Here is a 12,492-nt window from a genome sequence, read left to right on the forward strand (position 1 = left end):
ACCCCTAACGGCGACGCGCGGGCCAGATCGGGGCGCACAGCGCCGCCAATAGCGCCAAGGACGCTGGTTCGGGCACGGCGGTCAGCTGGATCGCGTTGAGGTACCCCTCGCCACCTCCGGCGCCCCCAAAACCAACGTACAGGATCCCGTCGGCCGCCGGCGACACGCCGCTGAGCGTCGCAACCGTGTCCTGATTGTGCAGGTCGTCTACGCCGACTACCAAATCGACCGAAGCGACCGGCGTCGTGAACGAGGCGTCGGTGTAGACCGTGTACCTTGTCGTATTGTTGCCGTTGTACTTGTGCGACCCGAAGAACGTCAGGTCATAGAGTCCGCCGACTTGGAGTTCCTGGATCTGAAAGGTCGAGTTGGTATAGAAGTCGTAAACCGCCTCGTCCACTCCCAGGTCACCAAGCGCCGCCGCATCGTACACAGAATTAGAGGGCGGCTGGCCGCCATCGGTCGCGCCTGCGGGACCGTTGTAGGAGTCGGTGCCCCCGGGCGTGGTGAAACCGAAATCGACCGCTGTCGTGACGCCGTCCGAGTTGGGGAGGTCTTGGTAGAACGCGCCCGACCAGACGCTCGTCCAGTAGTTGCCGTTGGCGTCTGCGCTGGGCGTCGAAGCGCCCCGGTACGAGGCGTCGTTCCCTAGGTCGATTAGCCATGATTCGGCTTGTACCGCCGAGCAACCTAACACAATCAATGCCGCTGCCGCGCAAGCGGCCGTGGAACGCCGAATCGAGTCACTGTTGGCCATGAGTCGTCCCCAGTTGTAGAAGAGTATTGCGCAATAAGAAGTCACAAGCCAGACGCGCCTCGACTAGCAAGGCATGCTCATCACTCTCAAACCTTGCTCCGGAGGTTGCTGGAGGATCACCACCACCCCGTCCGGAGCCTCGCGCCAGGAATAGCTCTACTGAAAAGGTGTTCCATTGCCGGCCGGACGCCGACTGGCAATGTATAGCACATATGCTATAGTCTCTGTATCGGCGTGTCAAACTCTTTCCGGCCAAAAAATGGCTTGAGGGTCCACCGCACAGCCGGGACTCGGCGCGTTCGAAACCTGCTGTGTCAGAGAGCTACAATTCTTCCGACGCGGATGCCGACCGGCCCCGCCCCTAGCCTCGGAGCAACCCAAGATGGCGGCGCCCGCCAAGTACAACGAGGTGATGTCGGTCATCAAGCGCCGGATCTCGGAGGGGGACTACCTCGTCGACAGCATCCCCGGCGAACGCCGCCTGGCTGAAGAAACCGGCGTCAGCTACATGACCGCCCGCCGCGCGGTGCGACAACTGCTCGACGACGAAGTGCTAATCCGCGACGAGAGCGGTGCACTCGAGGTGCACCCGACCTACACCAAACGTATCAAGCCCGCCGAGGTCGTGCTCTTATACCCGGCGTACCCCTCGAGCTACCTCACCCAGCTCCGGGTTGCGGTCTCAGAGTTCGCGACCCGCAGGACGATCAATCTGCGGCCGACGCAGTTTGTTCATTGGGATGAGAAGCTGGTATACGACAACGTGTCGCAGGCGAAGGGCACGATCATTATCCCCCACGGGCCGCCGATCCCATCGCGGCTGCTCCACCACTTCAACGCGCACAAGGTCGTGATCCTCGACGGCGACTTTTCGACAAAAGGGCTGCCGTCGGTGCGGCTCTTCTCGGACGACTGCATCGTGGCCGTACTCGATCACCTGCGGGGCCTCGGACACCGGCGGCTCGACTGCCTGAACACCCAGAACCGCAACCTCGAGATTGAGCGTCGGATCGAGATCTGGCGCCGCTGGAAGGAGCGCCACTCGATCGAGGGCGAGCTGCACGACGACCCCGCGCCCGTAGCGACCGACCCAACCATCGTGGCCTACCGGCTAATGTCGCGGCTGCTCGATCAACGCCAAGTCGAGGCGACTGCCTTCATCGGCACGACCTGTCCCGCGGCGATTGGCGCCATCAGGGCGTGCTACGAACGGGGGCTAGCCGTCGGCTCGGATCTGTCGATTGCGGCGGTCAATCTCGAGCCACCCGCGGAGTTCTTCTGCCCGTCGATCACCGGCCTCAACACGCCCGAACTAACCGGCGTGCTTGCCAAGTGCTTCGACTGGTTTGCTGGGACTTCTTCGTGGCGCGGGCGCATGCTCCTCGAACCATCCGGGTCGGCGCTATTCGCGGGCGAGTCGGCCGGGGCGCCCAGCGTGGCGTTCGCGGGTTCGCATGGCAGTCGCTAAGAGCGGCGCCAATCGAGATCGATCCGCGCCCCTCAGCAGCTGCGTACTTGCGCGGACGCCGTGCGCAAAACGGCGGTCCGTGTCTCCGCTGACCTCTCGCGACCCGTAGTGAACGAGGCTATCATCCAGGGTATGCGGCCCTGCCCTCGCGTCGCGGCGTGGGCGGCGTCCCACCTACCGCCTTGGCAAACAACTGCGGACTCGCGCCGCGGAGAACTTTAAGGAATTGTTGCATGCCACGCTCTGTACCCGCGCTGCTTTGGACCTTGTCATTGTGCGTTTCCTCCTCGCTGGCCGGAGAAGCTCCCGAGGGTTTTGTCTCGTTGTTCAACGGCGAAGACCTGACCGGCTGGTGCGGCCGCGAGCAGGTCGACCCGGTTGAATACCGCAACCTGCCCGACGAGGAGAAGGAGGCTCGCCAAACAAAGGCCGACGCCGATCTGGCCGAGCACTGGAGCGTCGAAGATGAACAGATCGTCAACGACGGCCACGGCGTGTTCTGCACCACCGTGGACGACTACGGTGATTTCGAGTTGCTAATCGATTGGAAGATGGTCGACCCGAACACCGACAGCGGCGTCTACCTACGCGGCTGCCCCCAGGTGCAGATCTGGGATCCTTCCGACCCCAGCAAGAAGCAGCATGGCGGCCACCTGGGCTCTGGGGCGTTGTGGAACAACAACCCCGGTTCGCCCGGCAAGGACCCGCTGGCGCTGGCCGACCGGCCGGTGGGCGAGTGGAACACCCTGAAGATCCGCATGGTTGGCGACCGCGTCACCGTGCACATGAACAACGTGCTGGTGGTTGACGACGCCGAAATGCACAACTACTTTGATCGCCAAGGAAAGCTGCCCGAGCGCGGCCCGATCCAGTTGCAGACGCACGGCGGCGAGATGCGGTTCCGCAATATCTACCTCCGTCCGCTCGACGGCGAGGCCGCCGAGTAGCGAATTAGCGGCGCCGGCCACGGCGTTGCGGCGTGTGAGTCAACAGACTGACGAGCAGCGTGAGCGACCCCGGCGAGGGGATTGCTTTGGTCGACGACGGGCCGGCCGCCACCGCGCCGAAGTTTTCTCGCCAAACTTGATAGTCCAGCGCGTCGACAACGCCATCGTCGACGCCGTTGCCATTGAGGTCGGCCGCCGAGCCGTTGGCGTCCCGCCACACGACGTAGTCGGCCGCGTTGACCACGCCGTCGGCGTCGAAGTCGCCGGGCAGGCCCGCCGACTCGATTGTCGCCAGCAGCGTCAGGAACAGCGACTGCGTCTGGTCGCCGACCAGGTCCTCGCCCGAGAGCAGCAGCTCGTACGTGGCGGAGAAGAGCCCCACCGTCGAGGCGTCGATCGCCGCGTCGAGCAGTCCGGCCTCGCCCTGCTCCAGATCGCCAAACGGAGCTGCGGAAAGCTGCAACTGCGTGGTGTCGCCCTGCCCGATGATCGCGTCGATCTCGAGGAACGACGCGAAAGACGGGCCGCCGGCGCCGGCGTAATTGAAGACGGAAAAGGGAGAAACGGGCAGCACCTCGTCTGCACGCGGCAGCGTGCCGAGGTCGATCGTTAGGTTCTGCTGAATCGAGTCCGCCGCGAACGAGGCAACCGGGTGGTCCAGCACGCTGTAGCTGAGTGAAATCACGTCGTCGGCGTCCAGCGCGCCGCGGCCGGAGCCCCCGCCGCTGGTCACGTCGAGGTTGTCAACGCGGACTTCGCCACTGAACAGACCTGGCGTAGAGGAAGTCGCGTCGAGGCCAACCACCATCTGGGCCGAGTCGGTCTGCCCAGTGCGAAAGGCGTTGTAGCTGCCCAGACGCGTGCTGGTCGCCGCGCCATCGGCGGTGACACCGAAATACGTTCCGTCCACCCCCGCCTTGCTGAGCGTGACGCTCTGGGATTGAGGACCGGCGCCGCCCTTGTAGACCCGGCCGAGGTTGATGTTCAGCGCGGTCCCGCCGTTGCCCGTGTAGGCCCCACCCGCCAAAGTGACCTGGCTGTCGTTCGCCTGGTCGACAAACACGCTCCACGCGAATTCGGGGTGGTCGATGAACGGGTTGCGGTTGTTCTGGTAGCCGTAGATGAGCTCGTTGCGGCGGCGTTCAAACGCGTCTGCCGGCGCGGCGAAGTGCCACTCGATCATGCGGTTGAGGTCGCCGAGCAGGCTGCCGCTAGGATCGCCGGCGGCGAGCTCGAGGTCGGTGGTCGCGGAGTCGCTGCCGTCGTACCGGACGGCCATGTAGAACTCCTGCCGCGCGATCATGCCCGCGTCGGCGTCGCCCGGGTACCACTTGGTCCCGGCGTCGCTGACGATGCCGTACGACTGGCCGCCGTAGGCGCCGCCGAAGTTGAAGTTGCCACGGTCCGAGTTTATCTGCGGATCCGACGGGCGGTGGTTGTGCAGGTCGCTGTTGTCGGGCCCCGAGCTGTCGACGCCGTGTGCCCGTGGCCAGGTGTGCTCGCGGTTCCACGAGTTCCCGTTGTCCCAGCCGGAGAGGCTGCCGCCGATCCTCGACAAGTCGAGCGAAGTCCGGTCGTAGACTAGCAAGATATGTCCTGGATTGTCCGGGTCCTCGTCCGTCACCTGCAGCGCGGTCCGCAACGCGTTGTAGCCGATGTCGGTGTGGCCATCGATAATGTTGTGCAGTTGGCTCTTGAGCTGCGCACCCGTCCCGGTGGCCGCGGAGTAGTAGCCAACCGGTGGGTCAAACTGAGCGACCGCCGTGGCGGCCAGCAACCAGACGACGACCAGGGAGAACCAACTCTGCTTCGAAACAAACAACACAACAACCCTGCTTGCGTTTCCCAAAAATCCGCCCGTTGACTGCGAACGGCTCATTGTAGACCGGTCGATCGTCGCACGCGCCCGGATGGCGCCCCGCCTGTTGGAAGCTGCGGCGAACCGGGGCCGAAGGATGCAGGCCCTCGAAAAAAGCCGCTTGCCGATCGGCCTGAAGCAAAGAGCGACCCCGCGGCCGCCGCGATCAGCATCCACGCCGACGGTTCGGGCGCCGTGGAGCTGGTCGTCGCTGCTGAATTGCCGTAGTTGCCCCGCCAATCGAGGTAGTCCTGCTGGTCATAGCCGCCGCCCGCCAGGCCGTCCCGCCAGACGGCGTAGTCGGCGGCGTCGACATGCCCATCGAAGTTGAAGTCGCCAAGCAGCATCGGCGCGACGACCTCGAACGCGATCGGCAGCTCGAACAGCGCGTTGGCGGCACCCTGGCTGTCGGTCGAGACCGTCAGCACGCCGCCCTTCTGCCCGAGCGTGCTGGTCTCAAGACCAACGCCCAGCGTGTCTCCATCGGCCAGCGCCGGCACGCTTCCCGAGAATGAACCGGTCAGGTCGCCCGTCACCGAGAGCGTGTAGTCGAGCTCGTCGGCCCCGATCGCCGCGAGCACGTCGGCCGCGTTCCGCACCACGACCTCGAGCTCGAACACCTCGCCCTGCGTCAGCGTCGCCGGCAGGGACCCCGCCAGCACCTCGAGAACGGCGGGGAGCTGGTAGTCGGCAACCACCGGCAGGTGGTCGCTCAGATCGTGGAGAGCGTTGATCACTTCGGCCGACTGTGATCGCCCCAGTAAGGTATTGTTGATCCGGGTGTTCCACGACACACCGTCGTTGCCGAAGGCATAGTAGGAATGCTCAGTCGCCCCCGACCCGGCAGATGTCGGTCCCAGGTAGCTCAGCCCTTCACCGTCCAGCAGCGTCTGGGTAACAAGTTGCATGTCGAAGCGGTCATCCATTCCGCCGGTGGCGCCCTCGTCGGCGAGGAAGCTGGTGCGCGTCGATTGCGTCATGTGGATAGCAGCCGCCGAGTTGGGCCAGCTGCCGAGGGCGATAGGGTCTATGAGGCTCGGCGTGCCTGACGCGGTCAGGTTCGCGAAGGCCGCCTCGCTGCTGGCGCCGATGTTGAGGTCTCCTAGCGCAATTGCGTTCACATCGGGACCTACCCCCGCCAGGTTTGACCGCAGTGCAGTTGCCTCACCAGACCTAGTCAACCTGTCCGCACTTGCCGAACCGGCCTTGAAATGAGCGTTGTAGAGGTACAGCGGCCCGCTTTCAGGATATTTCGGCAGCGTGAACGAGCTCCGCTGCACAGGCCGCGGTCCGCCGGTACCGACGCCAGATGAAGCCCCCACGGCGACAGTGGCGGAATCGTAAACGACCGCGAGTCGATCCACCCCAAACCCGAGCACCTTCGCCTCATACGACTCGACGCCGAAGAGCCCGTTGAGCGTGTCTGCAACCCGTACAGCGGTGGAGTCTATTAGCGAAAAGGTCGTTTGTTCCTGCAATGCAACAATATCGGGCCGCTTTGTTATCCCGTTGCGGGGCGTCTGTGAGATGGCGGCCATGATCAGGCCAAGATCGTCTAAGTCGGTTTCGGAGGCCGGCTTGTCAAGCGTGTTGTAGGTGACCACCCGAAGCTGCGCCTGCAGCGGAGCCGAGAGCAGGCAGGCAGATGCGAGCGCGAGGAGTCTTCGGGCGTTCAACGGATAGTCCGGTGCAGGGCGGAGGGTGCTCGATTCACAAAAGCACCCCACCCAAGACCAACGCTTTCGCGAGGTCTCGGGTGGGGTGCTTGAATCCGTTCTAAATCTCTCAGAACTAGCGACGCCGCGCGAGCCCAGCAACCAGGCCGATAGCCGCGAAGCACAGAGCAGCGGGCTCGGGTACGGCAGACGCAGCGGAGGTAGTGCCCGCGCCGTAGTTGGTCTGCCACAGGGCGAGGTCGTCGCCGTCGATCGTGCCGCCGGTGCCGTTTCCACTCAGCAGCGTACCCTCGGACGCCCCCTCGTTGTCACGCCACACGGTGTAATCGGCGGCGTCGACGACCCCGTCGCCGTTGAAGTCGCCGGGGTCTGCGGGGCCGTCACCCTCGCTCAGCAAGATGTTGTCAAACACGAAGTACTCGAGGCTGCCGTTCGAGACGCCAGCGAACTCGAGGGTCAGAGTGCTGCCGGCGCCGGACAACGGCGTGGTGTAGGTGGTCAGGTTGTTCGTGAGCTGCGTGTCGCCTAGGAACAGCGGGTCCTTAAACGGTTCGCTCTCGATTTGTAGGTCGAAGGTTTCGCCGCTGTCATCCGAAGTGCGGTAGGCCCGCACCTCGACGAAGCCGCCGCCGGCCTCGATCGGAACGAAACCGTCATTCGCGGTGCTGTCGCCGTTGGTGGTTCCGTCGTCTTCCATTAGGAAGTCGTAAATGACGTCATCGTTCGGGTCGGTAAACATGCCGCCCAACGAGAGGTCTGTCCAGAACGGCTCGTCGAAGCCGCTGAACGGGTCGGTGTAGACCGGGCTGAACGCCCCCGACTCGAGGGTGACGCCGTACTGGACGCCGTCTATGGCGCGGATGCTGAAGGCGTTCGTCGCCTCTCCACCGTCGATTGAGTAGTTGAAATCGAACGTGTCGCCGGATGCCTCGAAGTCACCAATCATCGCCAGATCGATGCTAAGCTCAATGTTCGAGCGGCCGGAGATATCGAAAGTCCACACGCCGCTGACGGCGCCGCCGGGGTTGTCGCCATTGTCGGGGTCGGAGACGCCGATGAAGTTGTCGGTCTTACCGGTACGGATGATGCCGAAGGTGTCTGCAGTGAAGTCACCAGCCGAATCGTCCAGGAAGTCGAACGGAAGCCCGTCGGCGCGGCTCATCACACCAAAACGGTCGAAGAAGCTCGAGAATGCGCCGCCCTGCCCTAGGTCCGGCGTTAGCGTCTGCGTGATCGAGGTGAAACCGCCATTGGTTGTACCGCTATCGAAATCTTCGCCGGCAAACGGGGTGGCCCCTAGCGCGGCGCTGGTGGCGAGGGCCATCGCGAGCGACGCGACGCAGAAACTCAAACGAACACTGGTCATGGCAATCTGGCTCCGAAGTGGTGCGGCTTCTTGGGCGGAGTCGGCCGTATAGGTGGGATCAGGTGGGCGGCCGGTTGGAACAATTGCTCAGTATAGCGCAACCGGCACAACCCTCACCAGCATGTTGGCATTAAGAATCAGCGAAGAACCCCTTCGGCCTCCCGCAAGAACACGGACCACCGCCAACCGGTGACGCCGACCTGGCCTCAACGCGGCAGTCCCGGCACGCTCCAATCGAAAGGCGCACGCCATTCTCACTATTGCGAGACAGCTGCATCCCATGCAGTTGGTAGCGGCCCTAGCGGTGATCAGCTGTCAGCAGCGTGCGTTTTCCTTAAATATCGTTTCCGTCGGCGATGCGAGTGCTACAATCGCTTCTTCTAGCGGAACAGGCAAGTAAGAGTATTTCGCATATGAGGCACACATGCGACGCAATGGATTTACGCTCGTTGAACTGTTGGTGGTGATCGCCATCATCGGCATTCTGATCGCACTGCTGCTACCCGCGGTGCAGGCGGCACGCGAAGCCGCACGGCGCACCCAGTGCGTGAACAACGTCAAGCAAATGGCGCTGGGCGCGATCAACTACGAGAGCGGTCAGGGGCGGTTCCCCCCGGGCCGGCTGCGCCCCGACTGGGCGATCGTCGACAAGGAGCTGCCGCTCGGCTACACCGAGTATGATGGCATCTCGCCGCGGTCGCGCACCGGCTTCTACTCGGTTCATATCTGGCTGCTCCCTTACATGGAGGCAGGCAACGTCTTCGACCTGATCGATTTCAGTATCGGTCAGCACAAGAAGATGCAGAACCCGCGTAACCCCCACTTCGACGCCTACTCGACCGCTCAAGACTTGTTCATCTGCCCCAGCGATGCGAACACCGGGATCGTCATTTCGGAGAACAACTACCGATCTAACTTCGGAGGGAGCACTCCGGGCGCCGGAGGAAGGAGCGGCCAGAACGGCAACGCCGCCTACGGCATCGTCCCCACGGAAACCTGGCATGTCGGCGGCAACGGGGCGTTCACCAGCGGCGCGAAGGGGCTGAAGGTCGGCAAGTACATCGACGGACTCTCCAAGACCGCGTTCTTCTCGGAACGTATCAAGGGGAGTGGCCACGACTATGAGAGCGGCGCCGAGGTCGTGCCGACCCGCGCCGACATGCTTCGGTGCCGGAGCTCAACTCTGGTGAATCCGCGGGCGCAGGCGACGGCTATCGAGAGCGCGTTCATCGCCGAGAGCACCCCGCCAGCCGAGCCAATGGGCTACGTCTTCGGAGCCGCCGGACGCTGGGTTGGAGATTGGTCAAATGGTTGGCCCTTTGCGGGTTACGACAGCACGCAGTATAACCACGTCGCTCCGCCAAACTGGTCTGGTATTGACTGCGGCGTGAACTCTATCCCGGACGCCCCTCATGAGCACGCTGTAGTGGCGGCCAGGAGCGACCATCCGGGCGGGGTGAATGTCGCGTATGGCGATGGTCACGTCGACTTCGTCACCGAAAGCGTCGACCTCAATGTGTGGCGGGCGTCGGGCTCTCGCAACGGCGGAGAGTCGTTCGCAGAATAGCGGACTCCTCGGTTCGTCCGGTGGCGTGAGGCTCAATTCTCATAACCGCATGACTGCGAGAGGATCGTTGATGGACGCGAATACGGAGTCTTCGCAGGGCTCGTCGGTGCTGCGAACCCTGCTGGTGGCCGTCCCCGCGGCAGCGGTCACTGCCTTTGCCGTTCAGTGGTGGGGGGCCTCGCTTCAGCAGTCGGCCACCGACGAGCTGAACAAGAACGTCCTCTCGGTGATGCTGCCCGACTGGGCCGATAGCTCCAAGCTGGCCGCCGACTACAAGGACGCGAACCAAGACCTGGTCGCCGACACGCCGACCGATGAGGCGAAGCTGCAGTCGCCTGAAACGCTGGTCTTCTCCTACATCGCCGAAGAGGGCGACGAGTCGGACCAGACGACCGAAGCCGATGGTTGGGGCGCCCTGGCCACCGCGGTCGGCGACGCCACGGGGCTGCCCGTTAAGGTGCGGGCCTACGAGCAGGTGAACGACCAGCTCGAGGCGATGCGCACGGGCGAGCTGCACATCCTCGGCCTGGGAACGGGGGCCGCGCCCCTAGCGGTGAACACCGCCGGCTACGTGCCACTGTGCACCATGGCCAACGCCGACGGCGAAGTCGGCTACAAGATGCTGCTGGTGGCCGCCGCCGATGCGGGCATCAAGGACCTCGCCGACATCAAGGGCAGCAAGGTGGTATTTGTCCGCCCGACCTCCAACTCCGGCTTCAAGGCGGCGTTGGTCCAACTCTACAACGACGCCGGGCTGCTGCCCGAACGCGACTACGAGTGGAGCTTCTCGATGTCCCACGAAGGCTCGATGAAGGACGTGGTCGCTGGGCGTGCCCGGGTGGCGCCGGTTGCGAGCGACATCCTCGCTAAGATGCTCGAGCAGGGCGACATTGACGAGGCCGAGTACACCATCCTCTACGAGTCCGAGGCCTTCCCACCGGCGGTGATTGGCTGCGCCCACGATCTACCGGCCGAGATGGTCGATCAGATCCGCACCGCACTGGTCGGCCTGGACTGGGCCGGCACCGATCTCGAGCAGCGATTCGGCCCGACCGGCAGCGTCAAGTTTGTGGCGGTCGACTACAAGGACGACTGGGCCGTTATCCGACGCATCGACGACGCCATGCGGAACCTGTCCGAGTAGCTCGACCGCTTGAGGGCTGGGCGGCGCTGCCGCATCACCGGGCGGCGAATTCTTTCTTCCGCTCCGAAGAGACCTGTTCCAGCCAGCTGTCCCACTGCTGCACGAGCGCGTCGAGCACGGGGCGTCGGCTCTCGGCAAGGTCGCGCGTCTCGGCGGGGTCGGCGACAATGTCGAACAGCTGCCAATCGCCGCGTGACAGCTTGGACGCCTTCCAGCGACCCTTGCGGACGCCGTGCCCGCCCTGGTGATCGAAGTACAGGGTCCGCTCCTTGTCGAGGACCTTGCCGGCCAGCACCGGCGCGAGGCTGACGCCGTCGAGCAGCGAGCCCGGCAGCGGTTCGGCGCCGGCCAGCTCGAGCCAGGTCGGCGCGAGGTCAATAACGTGGCCCACCTCGCTGGTCATCTCCCCCGCCGCGACACGCAGGCCGGCGGGCCAGTGCACAATCATCGGCGTGCGGCAGCCGCCGTCGTAAGACTCGCCCTTCCAGTAGCGGAGCGGGGTATTGCTGACGCTGGCCCAGGAAGGGCCGATGCCGGCGTAGCTTTCTTCGGTCCCAACCTTCTCGACATTGTCGCCACGCCGCAACTCTGCCTCGCGGAGCGAGTCGCGGCCGTCGCGCGTGCCGCCGTTGCGGTCGTACCCGGCGTGCCCGGGGATCTCAGGCGAGGCTCCGTTGTCCGACAGGAAGAACACCACCGTGTTCTCGAGCTGCCCGGTGCTGCGCAGCTTCTCCACAATCTGCCCCACGCCCTGGTCGACGCGGTCGATCATCGCGGCGTGGACTTCCATCTTGGCCGCCTGGAAACGCTGCTGGCGGGGGCTGAGCCGCTCCCAGTTGGAACGACGCGCCGAGTTCTCACCCAGCGGGGCGTCGGCGGGGATCACGCCCAGCTCGGCCTGGCGTTGGCTGCGGCTCTTGCGGATCGACTCCCAGCCCGCGTCGTACCGGCCACTGTACTTGGCGATGTCCTCCTGCCGGGCGTGCAGCGGCCAGTGCGGCGCCGTGTACGCGACGTACATCATGAACGGCTTGTCCCGCTGGCTGAACTCCTCGATCTGATCGACCGACCGGCGGGTGATGGCGTCGGTGAAGTAGAAGTCCTCGGGGACCTCGGGGACCGGCTGCTCGCCGTCGGTCAGGCTGAACGGGTCGAAGTGGTCGACGACGCCCCAGATAATGCCGTAGAACTTCTCGAACCCGCGGCGGGTCGGGTAGCTCCGGATGTCGCCGAAGGGGATGTTGAGGTCTAAGCGGTGGTTCATCCAGCGGATGCGGTCCTGTTCATTGTCGGTTGCCGGCAGCTTGGTCAGGTGCCACTTGCCGACCATTCCGGTGGAGTAGCCGGCGGTCTTGAGGCTCTCCACGACGGTCGGCACGGTGCGGTCCATTGTCTGGCCAAACTCCGCCATGCCGACGCGGTGCGGGTAGGCTCCGGTCACCATGCTGGCGCGGGTCTGGCAGCAGCGCGAGCAGTTGTAGAAGGACGTGAACCGCACGCCCTCGCTGGCCAGCGCGTCGATGTTGGGGGTCTCGACCTCGCCGCCGTAGCAGCCGGCGTCCGAGTAGCCCATATCGTCGGCCATGACGACCACGATGTTCGGCCGCCGCGCGGGCCGTTCGTCGGCGGCGTTGCCGACGTCCGCGGCTACTGCGGCGCCCGAAACGGCCACCGCCAGACAAAACTCGACAAAAGACTTGGTCCGCATA

The 12,492-nt window shown here is 64.5% G+C and carries 9 protein-coding genes; 4 read left to right on the forward strand and 5 right to left on the reverse strand.

What is annotated here, in order from left to right:
• Positions 1 to 4: 4 nt before the first annotated feature.
• On the reverse strand, positions 5 to 757 hold the full coding sequence (locus Pla123a_RS09415; protein ID WP_146586231.1) for a hypothetical protein: 753 nt from the start codon (positions 755 to 757) through the stop codon (positions 5 to 7).
• 382 nt (positions 758 to 1,139) lie between these two features.
• Here Pla123a_RS09415 and Pla123a_RS09420 point away from each other — a divergent pair, with 382 nt between their 5' ends.
• Positions 1,140 to 2,225 (forward strand): substrate-binding domain-containing protein, encoded by a 1,086-nt coding sequence (locus tag Pla123a_RS09420; RefSeq protein WP_146586233.1) that lies wholly within the window; start codon positions 1,140 to 1,142, stop codon positions 2,223 to 2,225.
• Positions 2,226 to 2,458: 233 nt separating this feature from the next.
• Complete coding sequence (locus tag Pla123a_RS09425) at positions 2,459 to 3,172, forward strand: 3-keto-disaccharide hydrolase (protein ID WP_146586235.1); 714 nt, start codon at positions 2,459 to 2,461, stop codon at positions 3,170 to 3,172.
• 4 nt (positions 3,173 to 3,176) lie between these two features.
• Here Pla123a_RS09425 and Pla123a_RS09430 read toward each other — a convergent pair whose 3' ends face one another.
• The 3 genes from Pla123a_RS09430 to Pla123a_RS09440 all read right to left on the reverse strand — a co-directional run bounded on the left by Pla123a_RS09430 (position 3,177) and on the right by Pla123a_RS09440 (position 8,072).
• A complete protein-coding gene (locus tag Pla123a_RS09430; protein ID WP_197527827.1) occupies positions 3,177 to 4,997 on the reverse strand; it encodes an endonuclease in 1,821 nt (606 codons plus the stop codon).
• Between the two features lie 50 nt (positions 4,998 to 5,047).
• Positions 5,048 to 6,706 carry a hypothetical protein gene (locus Pla123a_RS09435; protein ID WP_146586239.1) on the reverse strand — a complete coding sequence of 553 codons (1,659 nt, stop codon included), beginning with the start codon at positions 6,704 to 6,706 and terminating at the stop codon, positions 5,048 to 5,050.
• Positions 6,707 to 6,821: 115 nt separating this feature from the next.
• Positions 6,822 to 8,072, reverse strand: a complete 1,251-nt coding sequence (locus Pla123a_RS09440) for a PEP-CTERM sorting domain-containing protein (protein WP_146586241.1) — start codon at positions 8,070 to 8,072, stop codon at positions 6,822 to 6,824.
• A gap of 424 nt (positions 8,073 to 8,496) precedes the next feature.
• Here Pla123a_RS09440 and Pla123a_RS09445 point away from each other — a divergent pair, with 424 nt between their 5' ends.
• Positions 8,497 to 9,639 (forward strand): DUF1559 family PulG-like putative transporter, encoded by a 1,143-nt coding sequence (locus Pla123a_RS09445; RefSeq protein ID WP_146586243.1) that lies wholly within the window; start codon positions 8,497 to 8,499, stop codon positions 9,637 to 9,639.
• A 70-nt stretch (positions 9,640 to 9,709) separates the two neighbouring features.
• On the forward strand, positions 9,710 to 10,783 hold the full coding sequence (gene phnD, locus Pla123a_RS09450) for a phosphate/phosphite/phosphonate ABC transporter substrate-binding protein (RefSeq protein WP_197527828.1): 1,074 nt from the start codon (positions 9,710 to 9,712) through the stop codon (positions 10,781 to 10,783).
• 34 nt (positions 10,784 to 10,817) lie between these two features.
• On the opposite strand, the gene Pla123a_RS09455 is transcribed toward phnD, so the two are convergent.
• A complete protein-coding gene (locus Pla123a_RS09455; protein ID WP_146586246.1) occupies positions 10,818 to 12,491 on the reverse strand; it encodes an arylsulfatase in 1,674 nt (557 codons plus the stop codon).
• Position 12,492 lies beyond the last annotated feature (1 nt).

Source organism: Posidoniimonas polymericola, from assembly GCF_007859935.1.
Lineage (GTDB): Bacteria > Planctomycetota > Planctomycetia > Pirellulales > Lacipirellulaceae > Posidoniimonas > Posidoniimonas polymericola.

What these genes read in the sequence shown, in the direction of transcription:
- Pla123a_RS09445 (WP_146586243.1), top strand. Translation starts at nt 8,497, where the DNA reads ATGCGACGCAATGGATTTACGCTCGTTGAACTGTTGGTGGTGATCGCC.
- Pla123a_RS09425 (WP_146586235.1), top strand. Translation starts at nt 2,459, where the DNA reads ATGCCACGCTCTGTACCCGCGCTGCTTTGGACCTTGTCATTGTGCGTT.
- Pla123a_RS09415 (WP_146586231.1), bottom strand. Translation starts at nt 757, where the DNA reads ATGGCCAACAGTGACTCGATTCGGCGTTCCACGGCCGCTTGCGCGGCA.
- phnD (WP_197527828.1), top strand. Translation starts at nt 9,710, where the DNA reads ATGGACGCGAATACGGAGTCTTCGCAGGGCTCGTCGGTGCTGCGAACC.
- Pla123a_RS09455 (WP_146586246.1), bottom strand. Translation starts at nt 12,491, where the DNA reads ATGCGGACCAAGTCTTTTGTCGAGTTTTGTCTGGCGGTGGCCGTTTCG.
- Pla123a_RS09440 (WP_146586241.1), bottom strand. Translation starts at nt 8,072, where the DNA reads ATGACCAGTGTTCGTTTGAGTTTCTGCGTCGCGTCGCTCGCGATGGCC.
- Pla123a_RS09420 (WP_146586233.1), top strand. Translation starts at nt 1,140, where the DNA reads ATGGCGGCGCCCGCCAAGTACAACGAGGTGATGTCGGTCATCAAGCGC.